Here is a 24,574-nt window from a genome sequence, read left to right on the forward strand (position 1 = left end):
CAGGCAACTTCACATATCGACAATTTCAACGCAAAAGGATATAAGAACACGCCCATACAGGCCAAGAAGAGGTTTCCCGCATGCAAAATGACATCGCCATTTCCGTCAAGGGCTTGAACAAAATATACGATAACGGATTCCGCGCGCTCGACAATATCGACCTCGAGATCAAGCGCGGCGAAATTTTTGCCCTGCTCGGCCCCAACGGCGCAGGCAAAACGACGCTGATCAACGCGATCTGCGGCATCGTGCGCGTAAGCGGCGGCACGGTTGCCGTGGCGGGTTTCGATAATGCAGCACAGTACCGCGCAGCGCGTCAGGCAATCGGCCTCGTACCGCAGGAACTCACGACGGACGCGTTTGAAACCGTCTGGAACACGGTCACCTTCAGCCGCGGCCTGTTCGGCAAACCGAAAAACCCTGCCTATATCGAAACCACCCTCAAAAGCCTGTCGCTGTGGGATAAGAAGGACGAGCAGATCCGTCGCCTGTCCGGCGGCATGAAACGCCGCGTGATGATCGCCAAGGCGCTCTCGCATGAACCTGAAATCCTGTTTCTCGACGAACCCACCGCGGGCGTGGACGTAGACCTTCGCAAGTCCATGTGGGCACAGGTGCGCGCACTGCGCGAAACCGGCGTGACCGTGATCCTGACCACGCATTATATCGAGGAAGCGCAGGAAATGGCCGACCGCATCGGCGTCATCAATAAAGGCAAACTCATCCTGACAGAATCCAAGGCAACGCTTCTGCACAAGATGGGCAAGCGCATGATGAGTTTCACATTGCAGGAGAAGCTCTCTGCCATTCCCGCTGAACTCGCTTCCTACCCGCTTTCCCTCAGCAAAGATGGCGAAACGCTCACATTGACCTATAATGCACAGGATCATAGCGATATCTCCGACTTTCTTGACCGGCTGCGCCATAGCAACATCCGACCGACCGATATCCAGAGCCGCCAGAGCAGCCTGGAAGAGATCTTCATCCAACTCGTGGAGGCAAAATGAATTTGAGCGGCATATCTGCAATCTATAAGTTCGAAATGTCGCGCACATTGCGCACCATCGGCCAGAGCATTGCTTCGCCTGTCATTTCGACGGTACTGTATTTCATCGTGTTCGGCTCAGCCATCGGCTCGCGCATCCAGGCAGTGGACGGGGTGGCATACGGCGCGTTCATCGTACCCGGCCTCATCATGCTGACCGTGCTCGGCCAGAGCGTTTCCAACGCATCCTTCGGCATTTACTTCCCGCGCTTCACCGGCACGATTTATGAGATTCTCTCCGCCCCGCTTTCCGTCTTCGAGATCGTGATTGGATATGTCGGCGCAGCCGCAAGCAAATCCGTCCTCATCGGCTCCATTGTGCTCGCCACGGCAGGGTTATTTGTGCCGCTGCACATCATGCACCCGTTCTGGGTTATCTTCTTCCTCGTCATGACGAGTGTCACTTTCAGCCTGCTCGGCTTCATCATCGGCATCTGGGCAGACGGATTCGAGAAACTGCAGCTTATCCCGCTGCTGGTCATCACACCGCTGACCTTCCTTGGCGGCAGTTTCTATTCCATTAACATGCTACCGCCCTTCTGGCACAGCATCTCGCTACTCAACCCCGTGGTCTACCTGATCAGCGGCTTCCGCTGGAGTTTCTACGAGCACAGCGATGTCAGTGTGACCGTCAGCATCGCCATGATTGCAACGTTTACTATTGCAGCATTGAGCGTAATCGCCTGGATCTTCAAGACAGGATATCGCCTAAGAAAATAGATATTACAACAGGATAGAGCCGATAAATATTCTTAGCATAGAATTAACCTTTAAAGGTTAATATGGAGTGTCATTATTTTGCACTCCACGGGGAATATCCTGAATGGATATTAATAAATTCGGAGAAAATGTTAACCAGGCCGCACAACGCCTGGCCGAAACGCTTGTTCCCGAATTATCCTATCCGTATGAGGAATATTTCAATTCAGACCATTTTGCGCAGACTATTAGTTCTTCTCCCCCTTATGCGCTTCGCATCATAGCACAATCCACAAACGCGCTTGCAGATTTTGAGCCGGAACCGGGGAAGGAACGACGCCAAACCCGTAAAGATATCCAGACGGCACTGAATTACGCACACTCTTATTACAGGAATTATGCCAGCATAGGACAGGCAGCAAGAATGCTGCTTTATGTTGACGGAACGCTGCAGAATGCGGTTATCCCTGAACTTCCTTCCTCGATGCATGATTTTCTGCTGGAAGTGGCGAATGGAGGAGGCAATCCACAACGAGGAGAAAATATTTCCGCTTTGATGGAACGCTATCACGAAGCCGCTGCGGCCGCGCAATTGATCGCAAGCCGGAATCTTGAAGAATTGAGTAAGATTGCAGGCATACATCATGAAACCACTAGCTCAAGCAGCATCACCGAAGCTTATCTGGCAGACCCGTCACAGTACCTGCTCGCCGAATATGTAGATACACGCAATATTGCCGGTTTCAGATTGGCAAGGCAGCGGCTGGCAGACAACGGCACGCTCGCTGCCGATGAAGAGCTGAATGCCGCCTTCAATACACTGAATCGGTTTATCGACGATATAATAACCCCTAACGTCAGCCTCTATCGCAATCAGACATTTGATGAAAGAATTAGCGACGAACAACGCAATATTGAAGAAGTTGAAGCTGCTGAAGCCCTGGAAACACTGAACATCGCAGGCTGCCAGGGACTGCGCGCGGCGGTCGTGAAATCCATAAAAGAAAGTAGCATGGCAGGCAATGTTACCCACCGCCAATTAGTGGACTATCTCATTGCATTAAGCGACTACCAGACAGAAGATCCGCAGACACAAAACCAGCTTAAAACCGTCAACACATGGATTGTCCGAAGTTTTATTCATGGCGACAAGTATTCGATAGGTTTCGGTGTTGTAGATATAGAAGACAGGCTTCAGGAGGGGTCGCTTAGCCCGAACGCCGAGGAATCATTAAAACAACTTATTCACGATCTCGGTGCACATAGCATTTACATTAATAGCCAGCACGAGACCGGGCGCAGCATCCCTGAACCAAGGCGCACCGTAATTTACTGCCGTGCATGCAAAGCTTTAGAATCATTGCAGACTGTGGTTGGCCTGCAGGGGCTGGACAGGATGATGGGAGAAATGGAGAGAGCACAGAATGAAGCTCCCCCAGCAATGCATAATGATTTTGAACGCTGGTATCTGGAGCCTCCACAGGGACGGGAAGCACTCTGGCGCGCAGGCCATTATAAAGCTGTATTGCAGCATATCGTCGATACGACGGACCCGCAAGCCGAAGCCGCACGCCGCGTCATCGATTATATCAACACCTATTTCGGCCAGAGCGCTTCTCCTGCTGAGAATACCGTTGCCTACCTGGATTATTATTTTGAAGCTGCAGATCTGAAGACCCAGCTTCAGGGGACAGCCCGCGCGCTCATGCCCCTGTGGCATGAGGTCATAGCCCGTGGCGTGCAGGAGGAATTCATGCTGGCGCAGGAAGATCCTAATGCCGCCGCCCAGCTGATGAAGCAGGGGGATGGAGAAATATGGGATTACCTCTATACCCTCTATGAAATCAGAAATATTCGTGAACCTGGCATTCTTGCTCAAATCAGCGCTGCCCTGGTGATGGACGAAGAACCCACCCCGCCTCACACTATTGCCAATATTATTGCCCGGGAAAACAACCCTGATATAAATTGCATTCCTGATATTATTGCCCGGATCGAAGAAGATCCTAAAACTGTATTGTGGGATACGGCGAAATGGCTGCATGATGCAAATCGCCAATTGCCCTATGCAAGAAACCTTACCAAACCTCGCCTGAAAAGCATCAAAGAATATACAGGAAGAATGTTCGCCTTATACCAGGGCGGCAATGTCTTTGGCCTGGAAAAGGAAATGGAAGAGGCACTCGGAGCCATGCGGGAATTCGATATGAACAACCGTCTGCTTGAGACACTCTGCGCGGATTTTCCCAGAACAAAAGTGATGGGAGCAGGAGATTCCAATTCCTCCGACCCTATCTGCCCTAACTATGCCTGGCTCGTGCTGCGGCTTGAACAGGAAATAGAGGATGGCGGACCGAAAGCAGAAGCGGCGCAAAAAGCGCTGCCGTTCCTCCAGAAAGCAATCGTGCACGGGGATATCGATCCGGTGGTGGACGAAGAGAAGGAAACACTCCACCACCTGATGCAAACAGCCGCCAGTATAGGCGATACAGGCAATCCGGAAATTTCCGACAGAGCGAAATTATTGCAGCATCTCAGTTCCGGATACGATGCCGCTTATCTCATGGCTATTGTTAACGATCACCTTGCTGAAGCGAAAGACGGCACAACCTCACTGGATGCAGGACAGGTTGATAGATTGAGAGTATTCAAACAAGAACTGGCCGCTATGGTAAGCGACCATGATTATCAGCAGGAATTCGATAAAAATAAATTACTAGCCGATGCGCGTGTCGCTTTTCAGCATATCCGGGCCGCCGAGGAAAATATACCCGAACTGCGCAATATCCAGACCAGGGATGGGGAATCCGCGCCGCTGAAAAACTTTTTCGATATGACGCATGGGAGCTTTGACACAACAGTGCCACATATTCAGGAGCAGTTTTTTATTGCGATAGAAGACGCACTCGCAAGCGGACGTGAAATGCCGCCTGGTATGCAACGCTCGCTGGAAGCCATGCGAGACTATATGCAAGCTGAGTTCGACAAAAATGATGCTTTCTTTGAAGAGCATAACTACGAAACTTCACATGCCGCCACCATCGAAGCGATTCGCGCCCAGCAAAGGGGGCCGGATGATGGCAGGCCCTCAGCAGGAAGATAAATCTCCTACAGCCAACCCTTCTTGCGGAAAAACAAATAAGGCAGGAACGCGGAAAGAATCATGAAAACGACCGCCATTGGGTAGCCGAATTCCCAGTGCAGTTCCGGCATGGCGGAAAAGTTCATGCCGTAAATGCTCGCCACTAACGTAGGCGGCAGGAACACGACGGACACGACGGAGAAAATCTTGATAATCGTGTTCTGCTGAATGTTAACCATGCCGAGTGTGGCATCGAGCAGGAAGCTCACCTTGTTGGAAAGAAACCCTGCATGGTCGCTAAGCGCCGGCACATCATGACGCAGCGTTTCCATCTTTGCATGTTCCAGCGAACCCACATCGTAATACGTGGAAGAAGCAATGAAGCTTGCCAGGCGGGATACGCTGATGAGGCTCTCACGCACTTTGGAAATCAGATCGCCGTTCATGCCGATCATGCGCAGGAGTTCGGCGAAATCCGGTTCACTGCCGGAGGTAGACATTTTCTGCGGATCAGGGCGGAAGACGCTGCTGCCTATAGCGTCAATCTGATGGCCTATGGACTCCAGCACATCCGCGATACGGTTGACGATTGCTTCCATCAATCCTGCAAATACCATGCTTCCACGGCACTGCGGATAGCCGCCCTTCTGTATCCTTTCCCCGAACGCCTTGAAGAAAGAGGGAGTGCTATAACGCACCGTCACCAGACACTGGTCAACCAGCACGAAGGTGACAGCGTGAATCTCCGGCATATTCGTATCGGCCCCGCTGATAATGCTTGCCGTGGCATAAAGCGCGCCGTTCTCATGATAGAAGCGGTTGGAAAGCTCGATCTCGTGCATTTCCGCGCGCGTGGGAATATCGATTTTCAGCAGCCCCTCCACCCACAATTCCTCCTCTTCCGAAGGATTGAGCAGATCGATCCACACCAGCGCCACCTCTTCCTTCAGCGCATCGCGGGGAATAATGCACAGCCTGTCTTGTTCAGCGCGGTAAAGTGTCAGCATAAGTCAAGAAGCCATCATGAAAAGAACGCTATTGCCATTCCTAACAGATCACCCGGCAATTGGCCAGTTAAAGGAAGGGAAAGAAACAAATGCCAATATGACAGATATTCCAACGCGACTACTGACATACTTCAGAAACAGGGCTTTGCAATAACAAAGAAATATTGTAAAAGCCTTCTAATAGCACCTATTAGTTGATGCGATGCCTTTATTTAAACATTTTGCACCAAGACTTGTTTCCATAGCAGTAATGCTAATCGGCGCTTATTCCCCAAAAGCAACCGCAGATAATATCTCATTAACCAGTATCGGCACACTAGGCGGTACAAATTCTTTAGCGTATGGCATTTCTGGTGATGGCAATACAATAGTGGGCTACAGCTATACAGCTGGCGCACATGAGCATGCTTTTTACTGGACCCAGCCAACTGGCATAATTGATTTGGGCACTTTAGGTGGATTAAATTCAGTTGCAGAAGCCGTTTCAGGTGATGGGAGTGTTATCATTGGGAGGGCAGAAACGGCAGGTATTTCTACGTTTGCCTTTCGCTGGACGCAGGCGACAGGCATGGTGAGCTTGGGCACACTCGGTGGAGACCATTCCTATGCACATGGGGTCTCAGAGGATGGCAGTGTTGTAGTTGGGGAAGCAGACCTTCCAAGTAATTCAGGAAGAGATGCTTTCCGCTGGACGCAAGGTACAGGCATGGTAGATCTTGGAACCTTAGGCGGAGCTACATCTGTTGCTTCCGGAGTCTCAGCTAATGGAAACATCATAGCAGGCACCAGCCTAATATCAGGTAATGGCGCATCTAATGCATTCCGATGGACACAGAGCACAGGTATGGTCAGCCTGGGAACACTTGGCGGGGCAGGTTCCTTTGCATCCGGCATATCCGCAGATGGCAGTACAATAGTCGGCACTAGTTATGTTTCTGGCAACTCTGTTGGACATGCTTTTCGCTGGACCCAAAGCACGGGAATGGAAGATATAGGATCCCTTAACATGCAAAGTTCTTCAGCTAACGCAGTGTCGGCTAACGGAACGGTTATCGTTGGACATTCTTATGTCGATAATGGTGCAACTCCTCCACATGCTGTTCGCTGGACACAGAGCACAGGTATGCAGGATATCAATACATTGCTTTCAAATGCCGGCATTACTCCCCCGACACTTCTGGAAAATGCGGTTGGAATCTCTGCAAACGGCAATTACATCGCAGTATCTGATGTTAATAATAATGCATATCTCATGGTTTATGCGTTGGGATCTACAGGGATAACCACCGCTGAAGCCCAACAACAAGCGACACAGCAGCTGTCAAAGACGATGGAGTCCGGGCAAATCGGCGGGCATAGTATCGCTAATAATTTGCTGGGCATGACACAGCCGATTAATAATACGCAATACGTTTACAATGGCGCCATGTTTGGCAGCGCGCTCGGCTATGCAGGCGGACAATGCAGCCATAATGACATAACTATTCTAGGGGGGATCGCTTATGGCTCTCAGGAATATCAGAACGTTTCACAAAATGCTGCAACAACGCTAGCGCTCGGAATTCGCAAAGCATTCGAGCTGCCAGAAAAACCTGCCGTGAAACCCTATGCAGAACTTGGAAGTTGGGTAACGCCAGATGCAGGAATATCCATAAATCGTGATTATATGAATGGCACTGACACCGCTACAGGCAATGGTGATACCACCGCCACACAATGGGCAGGGTATGGCAAACTCGGCATAGCATGGAATATAAACAACGCTGATCAGTTAAATAGCTGGGGCAAACTTAGCCGAGAATATGTGCGTTTTGATGGCTACGATGAATCCGCAGTAAGCAGCAATCCTTTCCCCGCTTCCGTAGCGGGCGGCACCAGCCGTATGGATGTCGCAGAAATCGGCTTGTCATGGACTCACCAGATGGACAAACGTTTCTCTGTAACGACCGCGGCAGCATTCGCGCATTCTTTTGACGTACAGCCGGATCTTAATGTGACAGTAGCCCCCTTTGGAAGCACGCGCGCTTCCGGACAAGATTATACATGGGGGGAGTTTGTGCTGCAGCTTGAAACGAAATTAACCGATGATGTCTCGTTGAATCTGGCTGCAATCGGTACAGGCGGCGGTGGTATCGAAACTGCCGTACACGGACTTGCAGGCTTTAGCTATCATTTCTAAGGATGTCATAGCCCAAAAATGCGATCAATGAGTCCCTGATTTACGCAAATGTCCTGAGCCTTCCTGCTCCATGAGATTATCAAAATAGCTGGAAAGCGTGGTGGTGCCCCGCTGGGGATCACGCGGAACGTCATACTGCTTCTCAAGCGTAATCTCGGTCATCTTTGCATATGACCGCGCAGCCTCAGCGGAAAACCCCAGCGTTTTATAAGCTTCTTGCCATTTGGCGCGCGGAATTACGTCAACCTCTACTTTCACCCCGAAATGCCGGGACGCTTCATCCGCAACATCCTGAACCGTGTAGGGTTGAGGGCCTGATAAATCATAAATGCGAAAATCATCGAATGAACTGCTTAATTGATCCGCATTAAATTTCCCAAGATCCACAGGCGCAACCATCTCAAGCTGAAAATCCTTAGGATAGAAAGACGGTATCTTGCGAGTCTTCTGCGCATTCAGGAACAGCGCATCCCAGTTGGACATATAATAGGCCGCACGGGTTATCCGGCATGGCCCACCCCGTTGACGTAGTCGCTCTTCCATTTCGTAAAGAACACCGAGATCGCCGATTCCAACGCCTTTCTGCGCGCCTTGCGCTGACTCAGCGACAACCTGCCTGACACCCGAACTTTTAAGCGCGGATGTGAGTGAATGAACCGTATCCAGTTCAAGTGCAACGGAGTCTTGGGCGACGTCACCCGGCGGATTCAACATAAAAACGGATTCGCCCAGACGGAATATTTCTGTCAAACGGGCCGTATGGGAAATATCGCATACCGCAACATCCGCTCCTAACGACTCCAGCAGGGATTTATGCTGAACGGAATGCGTAAGCGCAGTCACCTGCTCTCCTTTGGCAAGCAGCGCCTTTACAACGTTTAATCCTACATGCCCCGTTGCGCCTGTGATAATATGTCGCATATCAAGTCCTCCCGTGAATTCAGAATAACAGGAAAAGCCTAGATACTTTCAGATCAGGAAAATAGGGGGAAAATGGGAAAGCTTCTAAAGAGAGCGTAGAATTGCCGCACATTCCGTCCCGAAATCGGCAGTTGCCATCAGAGAGCATGCCATAATTAGGCATGCAGGATTACTCATCACTCGCGCCTCGTGTCCGGTCAGCTGAGTCTAAATCAGGACTGCCCGGTTTTATGGATTTAGGTTCCACCGCCGCGCTGGGTGGTTTAGGAATTGTTAGCAGCAGGTGTTTATTGTCTCTGATTGTTTCAACAGCATCCACATGAATACAGAAAGTGCTGCCAAACGTTTTGCATTGATCGGTGCGCAGCCTGATGCCCGCTACTTCAAAATATTCATTATCTCCGGCAACCTCCCAAGCCGCCTGCACAGCCTTATAAAAACGGTCAATTACGGGATCACTTGATCCAATCGTTCTTCTCATCTCATTTTTAATCAGCCAGTCTGATGTTCTTTTTTCTGGGGAAGGACTTTTGAACTTATCGGCAGCATCCTTATGGATACAGAACGAGATATTCTTACCATTATTGGATTGAAACACCCCTGCCTGATCGGTGCGCAACCTGATTCCCATCGCTTCAAATTCATTATCTCCAGCTTCTTTAGCCGCTTTCCATGCCGTTTCCATGGCGTCATAAACAGCAGCGACTATAGTATATTTTCCTTTGGTCGCCGCCCTCATTTCCGCTTTATTTAACCATTCATCCGTTTTTTCCGGAAAATTACTACGGAACAAAGACGCAGCGTCCTGATGAACGCAGAAAGCAGGTACGGGACCTAATTTAAAAACCCCTGCCTGATTGGTGCGCAACCGAATCCCCTCCGCTTCGAAATACTCATTGTCTCCGGCTTTTTCCCATGCTTTCCGCAAGGCTGCATAAAGGCCGGAGATAGTCTCTGTAGCCCTGTTGCTGGCTGCAGCCATTTCTTTAATATTCAGCATTTTGGCGCTTTTGGGAGGGAAATTATGGGCGAATAAAGATGCTGCCTCTCCATCCACATAGAAAGTGCTTTCTCCGGTGGCGGATCGGAAGAACCCCACCTGATTCGTGCGCAACGTAATTCCTCTCGCTTCAAAAGTTTCTGCATCACCCGCTTCTGCCCAAGCAGCCTCCAGAGCGTTATAAAGGCCCGAAATGGTGCTAACTTTTCTTCCGGTTGCGGCTGCCATATTCGTTCTATGCAACCATCCGGCGGGAGGATCCGGTAAAATTGCGCGCCGCCTGTTAGCGTCAGCAAGCACAGCTGACATTTCTTCATAACCAAGGTGCAGTGTCATACCTTGCGGAAGTTGGGGGCGCTCTACGGGTTCGCCGCCGCCTTCTGCTCTTGAAGCCTTCACCCTGTCTTTTCGGCTATGAAGCGAGGGACCTTCCAGTACCTGCGCATACAGATAGGGATTCGTGCCGGCCGCGCGCACATTTATCGCTAACCCCACCTTGCTTTGCAATGTTGACTGATTCCGAAGATATTTCTCAAAATAATCTTCTTTTTCCTTTCGCCCTACACGGCCTAACTGCTGTTCCGCGACATAGGGCACATTGAGCTGCATGGAATAACAAACCGTGGCATTGGGTGCATCAAATCCCATACCCAGCAGTTTATCATTCCAGATAGCCTGGATTTCACCGTTCCTGAATCGCTTTAATATCTCATCGCGATCCGTAATGGTTATTTCACGTTTTTCAGCATTGTCGTAATAAGTGAACTCACTCTTTTCACCGCTTACCCATGCTGCTTTTACATCCAGACCGAGCGCGCGTGCCTGGCGATTGAACTCTTTGGCTCCGTCTGCTGCCGCTTTAACACCCTGCGTATAGAATATGGTAGGCAGACGGCTGATTTTTCCTAATTCCTTATCCACATGGTTGAGGTGGAAATTGACAACCTTTTCTATGACTGCAGATGCGCTGGTAAACTTTTCAATATCTTGCTGGGCATAATTTCTGCCTCTTGGGGTTCTATTGAAACTGGCGACCAGTTCTTGATCCGTCGCGATATCAATAACCCCTGTGCGTATGCCATCGCATAATATACCACCGCGTCTGATTGCCCCCACAAGAGGCAGATTATATATTGGTTTTTGTCCATTGAAGAGGGTTTGTGAAGCCCCTGCATCGGTGGCAGTAAAACCTGCCATTATCACCTGATCTTGATAGGCATTAAGCTGCCCGCTCGTTTCCGGGCCTTGCGCTTCATGCACCTCATCCAGAATCCATAAGGGGCGGTAGTGAGGATCGCCGGGAGTTGCAAGACCAAGTTTACCGGCCAGTGAAGGTAGCCCCTGGTAGCTGGCAATCACAAATTTAGGAGGGTTCTCACTGTCTAATATGCTGCGGATGGTATTGATACCCTGCTTGCTGTCGTAGATGGCAACGTCACTTTCGCTGATACCGACTTCCTGGCAAAGTTCATGCAGTGTCTGTGCGTTGAGTACGTTGCGCGGCGTGAGAATAAGGGCTGGCACGTCCATCGCTTTGGCCATAGTGCCAAACATGCGTGTTTTACCTGAACCGGTCGCGGAGACGACCTCAAAGAAATCCCCTTCTTTGGTTCCCGTTACCGGAGGTTGTTCTGAGGCTCCTTCTTCCGGCGGCTCCCTGCCGCCCTGGATAAATTCCGCCCCGTCTTCTAATCGCAGGAAATCTTCAACCGATTGAAGTGCTTCAAACTGGTGGGGACGCAATGCTTTCTTATCGTCAGAAGTTCTGGACTCTTTGACAAGAAAATTATGCAGATTGCCCAGTATCTTATCTTTATCCTGCTGGCGCACCCAAAATCCCTTTTAAATCCCTTTTCTCCTTATTTATAACACAGTTAGTATTAAGAAATGGTGAAGATGGATGAAATGGGGGAAAACGGGAAAGCTTCTAAAGAAAGCGTAGAATTGCTGCGTATTCTGCCCCAAATCGGTCACCACCGCCATAAGCTTCCGGGATCGCACAAGAATAAGTAAAACTCTTATCAACTTTTTGATACAAGTTCATTTTTCTCATTTGAGCTATTTTCAAAATGTTTAATATTTTCCAGATGTTTTAATACGCGGGTAACGGACTTTCCTCCGGGAACATTTTTACTAATCCCCAAAGATAGCAATAGGAAAATTCAAATGGTTCCTGATCAAAGTTTAATGCTCCACTGTGTCGTAAGTCGCTACTAGAAACCAGAAGAATATAACGTTTAAAAAGATTGAGACTTCGAACTTCTTTTAAAAGCTTTTCGTCACGAACGATGTCAAAGTTATCAAGTATTAGCACTTGATCATGATCATTATTAGAAAACGCTTCAAACTCTGTAGCTAGCTTTTTTCTATAATTAGGTAATTTACGAGCGTCTCTCAGATGTGCAGTTTGTTCTTTCTGATTATCAAATTCCCAGACAAGGCGACGACAAAGTGTCGTACCACCATATTCAGAACGAGCTTCTATGATAAAAGAGGATGACGAAGAAATTATTTCATCGATTTTGATAGGTTTGGCCGCAGGTTCTGCTTCATCATTAAGCTCCTGAGGAACATCCATAATACTAGGTTCAACATATAAAATTTCACCGCCAGGAGTTGAAAACAAGTCGCGCTCAAAATCGGCACGTGCTGCAGAAGTTGATATCACAACTTGTTTTTTAACATTACCCGACATCGTTGCGGAAAGAGCTGCGTCACCTGCTAGCAAATCAATTGGTAAAGATTTTTTATTTTCTTTCAATCTTGGTATTACGATCTTACCTTTGAATTCCTGTTCATCAGGATAGCATCTAATGCGGCTTTAACTGACCTTCTTCCAATCCATAATTTGCCATGATCATCATCTGCAACACTGAAAAGTGCCGTATTGATAGGCAATATACCAATACGAAATCCCTCGATATCAACAATTTGCTGCTTGCCACACGAACTATCTATACAAAAGGGATTGTTAGGAAAATAGGCATTATACCAATCTACAAATGCTTTCTGTTTTACGGAAATATGAAGTTTATCATTCTCTGGCGCAAAATAGTTGTCTGCATCTCCACCATGCTGAAGTGAGCGAATTAAAGACATCCCCTTCACTCGATCAACATCATGATTACCCGGAACTATTATCAATCGCTCCTTATTTAATCCTGTTACATCCAGTAGATCATCAAAGAAACGCGTAGCAGCGTCGTATTCTTGGGTCTTGCCACTAAAAGCAATATCACCAGTGGCAAAAATTAAATCTATTTTAGTGTGATTATTTAAGGAACTTTTAATACTCTTTATTAGAGCATTAAGCACCACATCTTGATCATAGTTATTTGTATTAAAATGAAAATCGGAAATATGAAGCCATGTTGCCTTCGGGACAGTCATAATTAAGACCATTTCTGTATATGTTTATATTCGGGACAGTAAATGATCTTGTCAGAATAAGAAAGAAATTCTGTATATTTATATCTGCAATTTTTATTTTATTAATTCGGGAAAGAATAAAATTAGTTGTTTTAGGTATAGCAATCACAGATGCAGAACTTAACAGGCGCCACTGCAGAAGGTGGCACAAATAGAGTCTGAAAGAAATGATGGCTTGGTGTTCAAAATGAATTTGTGATGGGGCAGAAATACGCTACGGCAAGAATGGTGGAGGGAGAAGGATTTGAACCTTCGAACTCTTACGAGGGCAGATTTACAGTCTGCTGCCATTGACCGCTCGGCCATCCCTCCACAAATAAAAGTCGTTCTCGTATAAAGGATAATGTATAAAAAACAATATTTATCTTTACGAAAGCACCAACATGCAGGCCATTATACTGGAAAACGGGCAATATAAACTGCAGGAATGCGGTATCCCTCAGCCCGGAAAAGGCGAGGTTCTGGTCAAGATCGCTTACGCGGGCGCGAACCGGGCGGATTTGTTTCAGGCTCAGGGGAAATACCCGCTGCCGGAGGGAAATCCCGCCATTCCCGGGCTGGAAATCAGCGGCGAGATCGTGGCGTGCGGCGAAGGCGTTAACCCTTCGCGTATCGGCGAAAAAGTCTGCGCATTGCTGAGCGAAGGTGCGTTCGCGGAATATGCCGTCGTACCGGAAGCACTTGCTTTGCCCGTGCCGGAAAACATGTCCCTTGAGGAAGCCGCTGCCCTGCCGGAAGCCGCTTTCACCGCATGGATAAGCCTCGTGTGGCAGGCGGAGCTGAAAAAAGGTGAAACCGTGCTGATCCATGGCGGCGCCAGTGGCGTCGGCTCGCTCGCCATTCAGATTGCAAAAGCGCTCGGCGCCACTGTGTTCACCACTGCCGGAACGGACGAAAAATGCGCTGCTTGCCTGAAGGCGGGGGCCTCCCATGCCATCAATTACCACACACAGGATTTTGCCGAACAAATCAAGCAGCTTACGGGCGGCAAAGGCGTGGATGTGATTCTGGATATCGTGGGCGGGGAGGACTTCGCCCGCAACCTGCAATCACTTGCGCATGGGGGCAGGCTCTGCATCATCGCTTTCCTGAAAGGCGCGAAGATCACAGCCAATCTCTCGCCCATCCTGCTCAAGCATCTGAAAGTCATGGGCTCCACGCTACGCTCCCGCCCCCTGTCCGAAAAAACACAAATTGCTGTTGAATTACGGGACAATCTGTGGCATATCATCGCCCAAGGGCAGATTAAGCCGGTCATTGACAGAATATTCCCGCTCAAAGACGCACAAAAAGCTCTGGACCGTATGGAACAGCGCTTGAACATCGGGAAGATTCTCATTAAGATGCAATCCTGATCATTCAAATGAGTATTGCGTAGAGCCTGCATAATCTGGCCAGATCGTGCAGCTTGACCGCTAATTAGCGTATGCCCCGAAAGGTTATTCTTATCGTGGTCAGCAGCCGCGATAAGAATAACGTAAGATAATAAAATAGAAGGTGCTGTTATGGCTTTACCATTGATGCCGAAAGCAACCGCTGTATGGCTGGTTGAAAACACGAAGCTCACATTTGAGCAGATTGGCGATTTCTGCGGCATGCATCCGCTGGAAGTACAGGGTATTGCCGACGGCGAAGTGGCAGTGGGCATCCGCGGTCATAACCCGATCAGCTCCGGCCAGCTGGGCGAAGAAGATATCCGCCATTGCGAAAACAATCCGGAACTGAAGCTGAGCCTCTCGGAAGACACCGAAAAGTTCATCCTCAGCAAAAAGAAAATCAAGGGCGGTCGCTATACCCCCGTCGCACGCCGTCAGGACAAGCCGGACGCCGTGGCATGGTTCCTGAAGTTCCACCCCTCCGTTCCCGACGCGCAGATTATCAAGCTCATCGGCACGACGAAGAACACCATCAACTCCGTGCGCAACCGCAGCCACTGGAACAGCGCGAACATCAAGCCGAAAGATCCGGTACTGCTTGGCCTTTGCACGCAGACCCGTCTGGACGAAGTCGTAACGAAATTCTCCAAACACCCGGTGACAGAGGATGACCAGAACGCAAAAGCCGTCTAACGGCTTTCGGTCATACTTTACCGCGCCGCTGATCGCCATCCTGCTGCTGGGCTTTTCCAGCGGCCTGCCTCTGGCATTAAGCGGCGCAACACTTGCCGCCTGGCTCACCGAATCCAAAGTAAATATTCACACGGTCGGCCTGTTTGCCGCCGTCGCCACTCCCTATACGCTGAAATTCTTCTGGGCACCGCTGATCGATAATTGGCATCTGCCATTTCTCTCTGCGCGCTTCGGACGCAGGCGCGGCTGGCTGCTCGCGGTGCAATTCCTCCTCATGTGCGCTATCGCGTTGCTGGGCTTTGCCAACCCCGGCATAAACCCGACCGTGACAGCACTCGGCGCATTGCTGGTGTCATTCCTTTCCGCCAGTCAGGATATCGTGATCGATGCGTACCGCGTGGAAATACTGAAGCCCGAAGAACAGGGCGAAGGCGCTGCAATGATCCAGCTCGGTTACCGCATCGGCATGATCGCCTCCGGCGCTGGCGCTTTGTATCTGGCTTCTTATGTCAGCTGGCAAATGACCTATCTCATGATGGCCGCGCTGATACTCCCCGGCATCCTCACCACCTTAGCTATAAAAGAGCCAAACAATATAACAACCGAAAGCAGCATGGATACGCGGAGGAGCGAAGCGACGACCACGCAGGGGAATCCCGACGGAGTCGGGATGGGGATGGGGGCGGCGCGCCCCCCATATAAAAATATTTTTAAACACGCCATCCTCGACCCGTTCACCGACTTCATGAAACGCGACAGCTGGTGGCTGATTCTGATTTTCATCATCGTCTATAAATTCGCCGACGCGTTTATCGGCTTCCTGACCAATCCGTTCCTCCTGAGCATCGGCTTCACGAAAATACAGATCGCCAACATCGTGAAAATTTACGGCACGGGCGCCACCATCGCCGGCACGTTCATCGGCGGCTCGCTCGTCGCACGTTACGGCGCGGTGCGCATTCTTTTTGTCGCTGGCTTCCTGCATGCCGTGACGAACCTGCTATACGCCGTGCAGGCCCATCTGGGCGCAGACGCACCGTTTCTTATGTTGTCAACAGTAGCGGAAAACATTACCGGCGGCATAAGCGCAGCGGCATTCGTCGCGTTCTTAAGCAAACTCTGCAATCGCCATTATACCGCTACGCAATACGCGCTGCTAAGTTCGCTCGCGGCACTGGGCCGCACCTGGCTTTCCACCTCCGCCGGATACGCCGTGCAGTTGCTCGGTTGGGAATGGTTCTTCATGCTCGCTACGCTTCTTGCTCTGCCCGGCCTGTTGGTGCTATGGTGCCTGCGCAAGAAGGTAGAATTATGACATCCCCCGCCATCGCCATCAAAGACCTCCGCAAGACTTATAAAGACGGCAAAACCAACCAGCATAAAGAAGCCTTGAAAGGCATCACGCTCGAGATTCCGCGCGGTGCATTCTTCGGCCTGCTTGGCCCTAACGGCGCAGGCAAATCCACGCTCATCAACATCATGGCCGGGCTCACGAATAAGACCAGCGGCACGGTGGAAATCTGCGGGCACGACATCGTAAAAAATATGCGTGCCGCGCGCAGCTCCATCGGCGTAGTACCGCAGGAGCTGGTGCTGGACACTTTCTTCACCGTACGCCAGGCGCTGGAAATCACCGCGGGCTATTACGACGTTCCGGCTGCACAGCGCCGCACATCCGAAATCATCGAAGCGATGGGCCTGAGCGATAAAGCCGATATGCATCCGCGCAGGCTTTCCGGCGGCATGCGCCGCAGGCTGCTTATCGCCAAAGCGCTCGTGCATAGCCCGCAAGTGCTCGTGCTGGATGAACCGACTGCAGGCGTGGACGTGGAACTGCGCACGCAGCTCTGGGAGTATGTCAGGCAGCTTAACAAGCAGGGCACGACGATCCTGCTCACCACGCACTATCTCGAAGAAGCCGAAGAGCTGTGCGACCAGATCGCCATCATCAATCACGGCGAAGTCATCGCCTGCGACCGCAAGCAGAAACTCATGAGCCAGTTTGACAGCAAACAGCTCACGCTGAAACTGACCACACCGCTCACAGCCATACCGGATGTGTTTGCGGATCTGAACGCGGCACTCAGTGAGGAAGGTGATCTCACGCTGCAATACCGCCCGAGCGAAGCCAATATCGAGGATATTCTGGGCCGCGTGCGCGCGTCCGGCTTAAGCATCCGCGACCTCGCCACGACCGAAGCCGACCTGCAGGATGTGTTCCAGCATCTGACACGCAAAAAGGTGGCCTAAATTGACGGAGGTTCGTTGGCAGGAACGCGTCAGCATAAAACCACGCCATATGTTAATTCTCGATTCCGGCCAAGGCGAGATGACGGAAATCGCGCTGCATCGTGCGTTTACCGAGCGTGGACACACAGTAACCTATGCACACTGGGACAGCGGCAGATTATCCCTTGTTCGGGAAAGAGGGGTTACCTATCTCACACAAGATGCGTACGAAACCAAAGTACACGATTATTCCGCCTCATTATCCGGGATCTCAGATACCGCCAGACAATCCAAAGCCGCCTTACTATTGAAGGTGGAAGCTGAAATAGATAACCCAACAGAAGATTTCACCGTAACGCGGCGCGGGGACGGGCTTTATGTCAGGTATCCGTCTTTTAAGATAGATGTCCGCGACATTGATGGCTTTATGCATGTCGCATCAGGCCATGAAAACGGCGCCACCATTAATCAGGTACTGGACTTTCGGGAAAAGCTGGAAGGGGCCGGTATCATCCCTCTCAATAAGGCTGCTGATTCACGTGTTGCAGAAAGCAAATTGCAAACACAGGAATTGTTTGAAGCTAATGGCATTCCCACGCCCAAAAGCCTTTGCTTTCGTCAGGAAGGTAAAGTGTTTCCGAAAGAACCGTACAGAAAACAGCTGGAAGGAATGGGAGCACATGAATGGGTGGTGAAAGCCGAATACGCCTCTCATGGGGAAGGAAATTTTTATACCTCTTCCGTCGATGAAGCATTGGAGCATATGCAACGCCTGATGGCGGAAGGCAACAACGTCGTGGTACAGGAAAAAATACCGGGCAGAACCGGAGACTCGAAATCACCCAACTTCCGTCTTGCCGTGATAAAGGGAGAAAAAGAAGGGGATGAGAAAGTGATAGGCGGATACTACACTGTTTTTCCTGAAGGCAGTCAGTATATTCCTACGCATGAAATGGACTTCTCGCAGGCGCAATACGATCTTGCCATACGCATTGCACGACTGTCCAAGTTGGATCATGTAGCGGTAGATATGGGCGGCCGGGGAGAAACCATGGAAGAAATTAAGGCAAATCCCGTAGCATTTGAAATGAACCCTGCGGGAGCCTTATGGGTACATCAATTTCATGGACAAAATTCCATGTTGAAAACGATTAAGCACTTTGAACAGAAGATTGAGAAGCAAAGAATACACGCGCTGTCATAATAAATTTCACCGCCCCGCCTGCCGATACTGAGACCGGGAAAGCCTGGCTGCCCATTGCTGCCGCTCTATAATCCCCAACCGCTCCGCCACGTCTGGCGGCATACGGCAGACACCCTGCCCTATCAGGCCTTTGGCACCGCGCGGCGGCTCCATGATATCACCCGCAGGCACGATCGTCACTTTCTGATCGCCCAGCGCAATTACCCGGGCACTGCTGATCACACGGTCCCGCCATTTCTTCCATCTGCCATATTCCACTTCGCCTTTGCGAGCCATTGCCTCTAATCCATCGCGCCGGTATTCATCCACCAATGCAGAAAAACTATAGATATTTTCCTGCTGGTCCGGTGAATTAATATATCCGTCAATATAACAGCAGGCCTTGTGTTCCTTATCATTCTCGAATGCAAGCAAATCTATCTTCTCGACAAGTTTCAGAAGTTCTGGGGCTTCCTCTTCGGGATGCAGCGTATCCCATGTAATTCTGGCACCCGACTTATACCGGTCGAACACAACACTGAAATCGGCATTATCCTCATGCTCGCGCAGTAATGCCGTAAGATTGGAATGCGCCGTATCATGATGGTCGAATATCCGTACTTTGTGGCCCTGCTCTAATAACTCCCCTATGATGGCCGTATCGTTAGGCACATAGTCGATAAAATAGATTTCCTTGCTACCCTGTACGCTTTCAAGCGTCCGCTCAATAACCTGCCTATCGTTCCCCTTCTCCGTTCCAAAACGCTCATAACCGCCCGGACGATAGATAAAATTATTGGCAGGATTATGGTCAATCCCCTGGCAATGCACTTCGGAATTGGGAAACGCTTCCTGCACGGCCCACGCGCTGGCTGCCCCATCAATGCAAGGGTAATGGCAAAATACGATTTTAGAGGCAAGCATAAGCTACTTCAGCACGCATAGCAGACTCTATTACATGCCGGAGTAAACCGGACCGCCACCGCCCTCAGGCGGAGTCCAGACGATATTGCGCTCAGGGTCCTTGATATCGCAGGTCTTGCAATGCACGCAATTCTGCGCGTTGATCTGCAGGCGCGTTTTATCCCCTTCCGTCACGATCTCATAGACACCTGCCGGGCAATAACGCTGCGCAGGCTCGGCATAGACCGGAAGATTAACCCCCACCGGAATACTCGCATCTTTCAGCCACAGATGCACAGGCTGGTTTTCTTCATGATTCGTGTTGGAAAGATAGACGGATGACATACGATCGAACGTCAGCACGCCATCCGGTTTAGGGTAATGAATGGGCTTGCACTGCGCAGCAGGTTTAAGCGCGGAATAATCCGGCTTATGGTGCAATGTCCACGGTGCTTTCCCGCCCAGCAGATACGTATCGAGCGCCGAATAGAGCAGCCCGCGCAACAGTCCTTTATGGAAGGAAGGACGGATATTGCGCACCTTGTAGAGCTCCTCGAACACCCAGGAAGCCTTCAGCTTCGCTTCATAGTCCGCGAGCGGCGCATTCACCGCCAGATGCGCAAACACCGCTTCCGCCGCGCACATGGCCGATTTCATGGCTGTATGCGTTCCCTTGACTTTCGGCACATTCATAAAGCCCGCCGCACAGCCAATCAGTGCACCGCCCGGAAATGCAAGCCCCGGTACGGATTGGTAACCGCCCTCGTTCAGCGCACGTGCACCGTAAGCGATGCGTTTGCCGCCTTCCAGCAGGCGTTCCACGAACGGATGCGTTTTGAAACGCTGGAACTCCTGGAACGGATCGAGATATGGATTACTGTAATCAAGCCCTGTCACCAGCCCGATAGCAATGCGGTTCCCGGCAGCATGATAGATAAACGATCCGCCATATGTATCGTGCGATAACGGCCAGCCCACTGTATGAATTACTTTGCCCGCTCTATGTTTGGCAGGATCGATTTCCCATAATTCCTTGATGCCGATCGCATAAGTCTGCGGGTCGCAATCTTTACGCAATGCAAATTGCTTCATAATACGCTCTGACAGCGAACCGCGGCATCCTTCCGCAAGCAACGTCACACGCCCGCGTATTTCCATGGCTGGCTGGTAAGACGGTTTATGGCTGCCATCTTTCGCCACACCGAATTCACCTGTCAGCACCCCCGCCAGCGCACCTTTTTCGATCAGCAGATCCGCTGCCGTGAAACCGGGGAAAATCTGGACGCCAAGCGCTTCCGCCTCTTTGCCAAGCCAGCGGCAGAAATCACTGAGACTTACAACATAATTGCCCTTGTTATGCATTTGCGGCGGGGTTGGCATGCGCCATGCATGATCTTCCGTAAGAAAGCGGAATTCATCTTTGGTAACAGGGGTGGAAAGCGGATGATCGCGGTTTTTCCAGTCGGGCATTAATTCATCGAGCGCTCTCGTTTCAAGCACCGCCCCGGCAAGAATATGCGCCCCCACTTCAGCGCCCTTTTCCAGTACGCAGACCGAAATATCTCTCCCCCCATGGGCGGCCAGTTGGCGCAATTTGATCGCAGCGGAAAGCCCGGCAGGTCCCGCGCCGACAATAACTACATCGAATTCCATCCGTTCACGTGCCGTCATTTTCGCGCCCCCCCTTGTTATTGCCCACTGTTTGATCCTATATTATACGGTAGAGTTTTCAATCTATAGGTGCATGAAAAAGAAAGAAAAAAGGAAAAAAAGCACCGGAGTAACGAATTATCAAGCTTTGGTTAGTAGTTTGTTAATCATTGAATGGCATAATCAGTCTTAAGACGAATAAAGCCTTAATAAATTAAAAAAGACTGTAATCGCCAGAGGAGAATAGACCGATGCTGTCCAAGAATCTTGAATCAACGCTGCATAACGCCATCAACGTGGCCAAGGGATACAGGCATGAATATGCCACCCTGGAACACTTGCTGTTTGCGCTGACCGAAGATCAGGATGCCCTCTCCGTAATGCGCGGTTGCGGGATCAATATCACGGATCTGCGCAAATCGCTGACCGATTTCCTGGAAAACGACCTGACCTCGCTGATCGTTGAGGATCTGGATGAAGCACAGCCGACCGCTGGCTTCCAACGTGTGGTTCATCGTGCAGCCATTCATGTACAGTCCGCTGGCAAGAGTGAAGTAACCGGCGCCAACGTGCTGGTGGCTATTTTCTCCGAACGCGAATCCCATGCAGTATATTTCCTGCAGGAGCATGACATCAACCGCCTCGACGTGGTGAATTATATCTCGCACGGCATCGTCAAATACGGCGACTTTCAGCGCACCGGCGTGCCTTCCGTCAGCCATAAGCATTTGAGCGAAGAAGAACAGGAAGAGCATATTGCAAGCGCTTCCATCGGTGGCAAGGAAAAGGAAACCGCAGGCGACGCGATCAGCCAGTACTGTGTGAACCTGAACAAGAAAGCCGCTTCCGGCAAAATCGACATTCTGGTCGGCCGCGAAGAGGAAATCGAACGCACGATCCAGGTGCTCTGCCGCCGCACGAAGAACAACCCGCTTTACGTCGGTGAAGCAGGCGTGGGCAAAACCGCCATCGCCGAAGGCCTCGCACTGCGCATCGTCCGCAACGAAGTGCCGGATGTACTGAAAAACGCCGTCATCTTTGCACTCGATATGGGCAACCTGCTCGCAGGCACCCGTTACCGCGGCGATTTTGAAGAACGCATGAAAGGCGTAATCAAGGAAATCGAAAAACTGCCGGGCGCAATCCTGTTCATCGACGAAATGCATGGCATCGTCGGCGCGGGCTCCACCAGCGGCGGCGCGCTCGATGCGTGCAACCTGCTGAAACCGGCTCTGGCCCGCAGCGCCTTCCGCTGCATCGGCTCCACGACGCATAAGGAATACCGCAACTATATCGAAAAAGACCGCGCCCTCGCTCGTCGCTTCCAGAAGATCGACGTGGCAGAACCGACCGTCGACAATACGATCAAGATTCTGCGCGGCCTGAAACCGTACTACGAAGCGCATCACCATGTGCGTTACACCGGAAGCGCCATCAAGGCGGCTGTGGAACTGTCGCATCGCTATATCCACGACCGCAAGCTGCCGGACAAAGCTATCGACGTGCTTGACGAAGCAGGCGCAGCCCAGATGCTGCTGCCGGAAGCCAAGCGCCGCAAGACCATCACGGCCCGCGAAGTCGAAGAAATCGTCGCCAAGGTGGCACGCATGCCCGCCAAGTCCATCAGCCTGGACGATGCCGAAATGCTGCGCACGCTGGAGAAGAAACTAAAACTCACCGTATTCGGCCAGGACAAGGCGATCGAAGCCCTCTCCAGCGCTATCAAAATGGCCCGTGCGGGACTGCGCGAAGAAGGCAAGCCTATCGGTAACTACCTCTTCACCGGCCCGACCGGTGTGGGCAAGACCGAAGTGGCCCAGCAGCTCGCTGTCGCCATGGGCATGGAGCTGATCCGCTTCGATATGTCCGAATATATGGAAAAACATGCTGTCTCCCGTTTGATCGGCGCTCCTCCGGGCTATGTCGGTTACGAACAGGGCGGCCTGTTGACCGATGCAATCGACAAGACGCCTTACGCTGTCGTGCTGCTCGACGAAATCGAAAAAGCACATCAGGATATCTATAACCTGCTGCTGCAGGTCATGGATTACGGCAAACTGACGGATAATAACGGCAAGACTGTGGACTTCCGCAACGTAGTGCTCATCATGACGAGCAACGCAGGCGCATTCGACATGAGCAAACCCGCCATGGGCTTTGGCCGCGAAGAACGCGAAGGCGAAGACAAGGAAGCGATCAACCGCATGTTCATGCCGGAATTCCGCAACCGTCTGGACGCAATCATCGGCTTCGACCACCTGACGCCGGAAGTGATCCAGAATGTCGTCAACAAGTTCATCTTCAGGCTGGAATCGCAGCTTGCAGACCGCAACGTAACCATCGTGCTCTCCGACGCAGCCCGCGCATGGCTTGCCGAAAAAGGTTACGACAAGCAGAACGGCGCAAGACCTCTTGGCCGCCTGATTGCGGAAAAGATCAAGAAGCCGATGGCGGACGAAGTGCTGTTCGGCAAGCTTGCCAAAGGCGGCGAAGCCCGCATCGACGTCGACGAGAGTGGCGAGTTGACATTTGAATATAAGAAAGCGACCGGTGCCGCATCCCGCGATGCAGCTCAGGACGAAGACGAACTGGTCTGATCCGCTTTCAATGAGTTCCTTTTTGGGGAAAGGCCTTGCTCACGCAGGGCCTTTTTTCTTACACAACAAGCTGAATTGTAATGATATTTTCACAAATTTTCTTGTGCATATTTGTGCCTTAATGATACAATAGAAATGCTAGCCCAAATCTTTTGGATCACCCCTAACAATCCTTAAGAGATGGCTGCGCCACGCTATGCAAGTTGCGTGGAGTTTCACCAGTTCAATGTGTGGACCGCAAGGTCCGGGCAGAAAGTTGGTACAGTTGAACCCCTCGTTCGACGAACATCCTCTCAGCGCGTTATTCTGCTATGAGGATGGACCGGAGCATCTCATGAAGCTCCTGGATTCTCCGGAAGCAACGGAGTCAATGGAACTGGCATGCCGCGCCTACCTCAGGCGTGACATCACCAGCACCCGCGAGCACTTAGTATCAGCGCACGGATGCGTTGGTATGGCTGTCACGGATGACCTGCTCTCGATCCTTCGCCCTCTTCTGGACGAGTTCGCTGATGACCACGACATGGACCACGACGATCCAGTCACCAGCGTTACCAACTCGTTCGCAGAGGACGCGAGGA

General features: G+C 51.0%; 17 protein-coding genes and 1 tRNA gene. 10 read left to right on the forward strand and 8 right to left on the reverse strand.

From position 1 onward, the window contains the following. Positions 1-80 precede the first annotated feature (80 nt). From VFT64_06820 to VFT64_06830, 3 genes are all read left to right on the forward strand, one after another. The gene (locus VFT64_06820) at positions 81-1,007 is read left to right on the forward strand and encodes an ABC transporter ATP-binding protein (protein ID HEU5047538.1); all 927 of its coding nucleotides are present in this window, start codon (positions 81-83) and stop codon (positions 1,005-1,007) included. Between the two features lie 2 nt (positions 1,008-1,009). Beyond that, positions 1,010-1,765 (forward strand): ABC transporter permease, encoded by a 756-nt coding sequence (locus tag VFT64_06825; protein ID HEU5047539.1) that lies wholly within the window; start codon positions 1,010-1,012, stop codon positions 1,763-1,765. Positions 1,766-1,868: 103 nt separating this feature from the next. Next, positions 1,869-4,847, forward strand: a complete 2,979-nt coding sequence (locus VFT64_06830; GenBank protein ID HEU5047540.1) for a hypothetical protein — start codon at positions 1,869-1,871, stop codon at positions 4,845-4,847. 5 nt (positions 4,848-4,852) lie between these two features. Here VFT64_06830 and VFT64_06835 read toward each other — a convergent pair whose 3' ends face one another. Further along, complete coding sequence (locus tag VFT64_06835) at positions 4,853-5,833, reverse strand: magnesium transporter CorA family protein (GenBank protein ID HEU5047541.1); 981 nt, start codon at positions 5,831-5,833, stop codon at positions 4,853-4,855. A gap of 202 nt (positions 5,834-6,035) precedes the next feature. On the opposite strand from VFT64_06835, the gene VFT64_06840 reads away from it, so the two are divergent. After that, a complete protein-coding gene (locus tag VFT64_06840) occupies positions 6,036-8,012 on the forward strand; it encodes a hypothetical protein (protein HEU5047542.1) in 1,977 nt (658 codons plus the stop codon). A 24-nt stretch (positions 8,013-8,036) separates the two neighbouring features. On the opposite strand, the gene VFT64_06845 is transcribed toward VFT64_06840, so the two are convergent. The 5 genes from VFT64_06845 to VFT64_06865 all read right to left on the reverse strand — a co-directional run bounded on the left by VFT64_06845 (position 8,037) and on the right by VFT64_06865 (position 13,674). Then, positions 8,037-8,933 (reverse strand): NmrA family NAD(P)-binding protein, encoded by an 897-nt coding sequence (locus VFT64_06845; protein ID HEU5047543.1) that lies wholly within the window; start codon positions 8,931-8,933, stop codon positions 8,037-8,039. Between the two features lie 169 nt (positions 8,934-9,102). After that, a complete protein-coding gene (locus VFT64_06850; protein HEU5047544.1) occupies positions 9,103-11,763 on the reverse strand; it encodes a DEAD/DEAH box helicase family protein in 2,661 nt (886 codons plus the stop codon). A 262-nt stretch (positions 11,764-12,025) separates the two neighbouring features. Further along, positions 12,026-12,694: a hypothetical protein gene (locus tag VFT64_06855; GenBank protein HEU5047545.1), complete on the reverse strand. Its 669-nt coding sequence runs from the start codon at positions 12,692-12,694 to the stop codon at positions 12,026-12,028. A gap of 8 nt (positions 12,695-12,702) precedes the next feature. After that, positions 12,703-13,323, reverse strand: a complete 621-nt coding sequence (locus tag VFT64_06860) for a metallophosphoesterase (protein ID HEU5047546.1) — start codon at positions 13,321-13,323, stop codon at positions 12,703-12,705. Positions 13,324-13,588: 265 nt separating this feature from the next. Continuing rightward, positions 13,589-13,674 (reverse strand) — tRNA-Tyr (locus tag VFT64_06865). Positions 13,675-13,745: 71 nt separating this feature from the next. Here VFT64_06865 and VFT64_06870 point away from each other — a divergent pair. From VFT64_06870 to VFT64_06890, 5 genes are all read left to right on the forward strand, one after another. Continuing rightward, the gene (locus VFT64_06870) at positions 13,746-14,717 is read left to right on the forward strand and encodes an NAD(P)H-quinone oxidoreductase (protein ID HEU5047547.1); all 972 of its coding nucleotides are present in this window, start codon (positions 13,746-13,748) and stop codon (positions 14,715-14,717) included. A 150-nt stretch (positions 14,718-14,867) separates the two neighbouring features. Then, positions 14,868-15,431 (forward strand): cell cycle transcriptional regulator TrcR, encoded by a 564-nt coding sequence (locus VFT64_06875; protein ID HEU5047548.1) that lies wholly within the window; start codon positions 14,868-14,870, stop codon positions 15,429-15,431. Further along, positions 15,406-16,746, forward strand: a complete 1,341-nt coding sequence (locus tag VFT64_06880; protein ID HEU5047549.1) for an AmpG family muropeptide MFS transporter — start codon at positions 15,406-15,408, stop codon at positions 16,744-16,746. Before VFT64_06875 ends, VFT64_06880 begins: the two co-directional genes overlap by 26 nt. Further along, the gene (locus tag VFT64_06885; protein ID HEU5047550.1) at positions 16,743-17,681 is read left to right on the forward strand and encodes an ABC transporter ATP-binding protein; all 939 of its coding nucleotides are present in this window, start codon (positions 16,743-16,745) and stop codon (positions 17,679-17,681) included. The genes VFT64_06880 and VFT64_06885 overlap by 4 nt, the downstream gene beginning before the upstream one ends. 79 nt (positions 17,682-17,760) lie before the next feature. Beyond that, entirely contained in the window at positions 17,761-18,864 is a 1,104-nt protein-coding gene (locus VFT64_06890) for a hypothetical protein (protein ID HEU5047551.1), read from the forward strand. 6 nt (positions 18,865-18,870) lie between these two features. Here the strand turns inward: VFT64_06890 and VFT64_06895 are convergent, their stop codons facing one another. After that, entirely contained in the window at positions 18,871-19,767 is an 897-nt protein-coding gene (locus VFT64_06895) for a hypothetical protein (protein ID HEU5047552.1), read from the reverse strand. A 30-nt stretch (positions 19,768-19,797) separates the two neighbouring features. Next, positions 19,798-21,417: an electron transfer flavoprotein-ubiquinone oxidoreductase gene (locus tag VFT64_06900; GenBank protein HEU5047553.1), complete on the reverse strand. Its 1,620-nt coding sequence runs from the start codon at positions 21,415-21,417 to the stop codon at positions 19,798-19,800. Between the two features lie 230 nt (positions 21,418-21,647). On the opposite strand from VFT64_06900, the gene clpA reads away from it, so the two are divergent. Continuing rightward, the gene (gene clpA / locus VFT64_06905) at positions 21,648-23,993 is read left to right on the forward strand and encodes an ATP-dependent Clp protease ATP-binding subunit ClpA (protein HEU5047554.1); all 2,346 of its coding nucleotides are present in this window, start codon (positions 21,648-21,650) and stop codon (positions 23,991-23,993) included. Positions 23,994-24,574: the final 581 nt, after the last annotated feature.

The sequence above is a fragment of the Rickettsiales bacterium genome, assembly GCA_035765535.1.
Lineage (GTDB): Bacteria > Pseudomonadota > Alphaproteobacteria > Rickettsiales > JABCZZ01 > JABCZZ01.

Coding starts and splice junctions, on each gene's coding strand:
- VFT64_06820 (HEU5047538.1), top strand. CDS start 81: ATGCAAAATGACATCGCCATTTCCGTCAAGGGCTTGAACAAAATATAC.
- VFT64_06830 (HEU5047540.1), top strand. CDS start 1,869: ATGGATATTAATAAATTCGGAGAAAATGTTAACCAGGCCGCACAACGC.
- VFT64_06835 (HEU5047541.1), bottom strand. CDS start 5,833: ATGCTGACACTTTACCGCGCTGAACAAGACAGGCTGTGCATTATTCCC.
- VFT64_06840 (HEU5047542.1), top strand. CDS start 6,036: ATGCCTTTATTTAAACATTTTGCACCAAGACTTGTTTCCATAGCAGTA.
- VFT64_06845 (HEU5047543.1), bottom strand. CDS start 8,933: ATGCGACATATTATCACAGGCGCAACGGGGCATGTAGGATTAAACGTT.
- VFT64_06860 (HEU5047546.1), bottom strand. CDS start 13,323: ATGACTGTCCCGAAGGCAACATGGCTTCATATTTCCGATTTTCATTTT.
- VFT64_06870 (HEU5047547.1), top strand. CDS start 13,746: ATGCAGGCCATTATACTGGAAAACGGGCAATATAAACTGCAGGAATGC.
- VFT64_06875 (HEU5047548.1), top strand. CDS start 14,868: ATGGCTTTACCATTGATGCCGAAAGCAACCGCTGTATGGCTGGTTGAA.
- VFT64_06880 (HEU5047549.1), top strand. CDS start 15,406: ATGACCAGAACGCAAAAGCCGTCTAACGGCTTTCGGTCATACTTTACC.
- VFT64_06885 (HEU5047550.1), top strand. CDS start 16,743: ATGACATCCCCCGCCATCGCCATCAAAGACCTCCGCAAGACTTATAAA.
- VFT64_06890 (HEU5047551.1), top strand. CDS start 17,761: ATGACGGAAATCGCGCTGCATCGTGCGTTTACCGAGCGTGGACACACA.
- VFT64_06895 (HEU5047552.1), bottom strand. CDS start 19,767: ATGCTTGCCTCTAAAATCGTATTTTGCCATTACCCTTGCATTGATGGG.
- VFT64_06900 (HEU5047553.1), bottom strand. CDS start 21,417: ATGACGGCACGTGAACGGATGGAATTCGATGTAGTTATTGTCGGCGCG.
- clpA (HEU5047554.1), top strand. CDS start 21,648: ATGCTGTCCAAGAATCTTGAATCAACGCTGCATAACGCCATCAACGTG.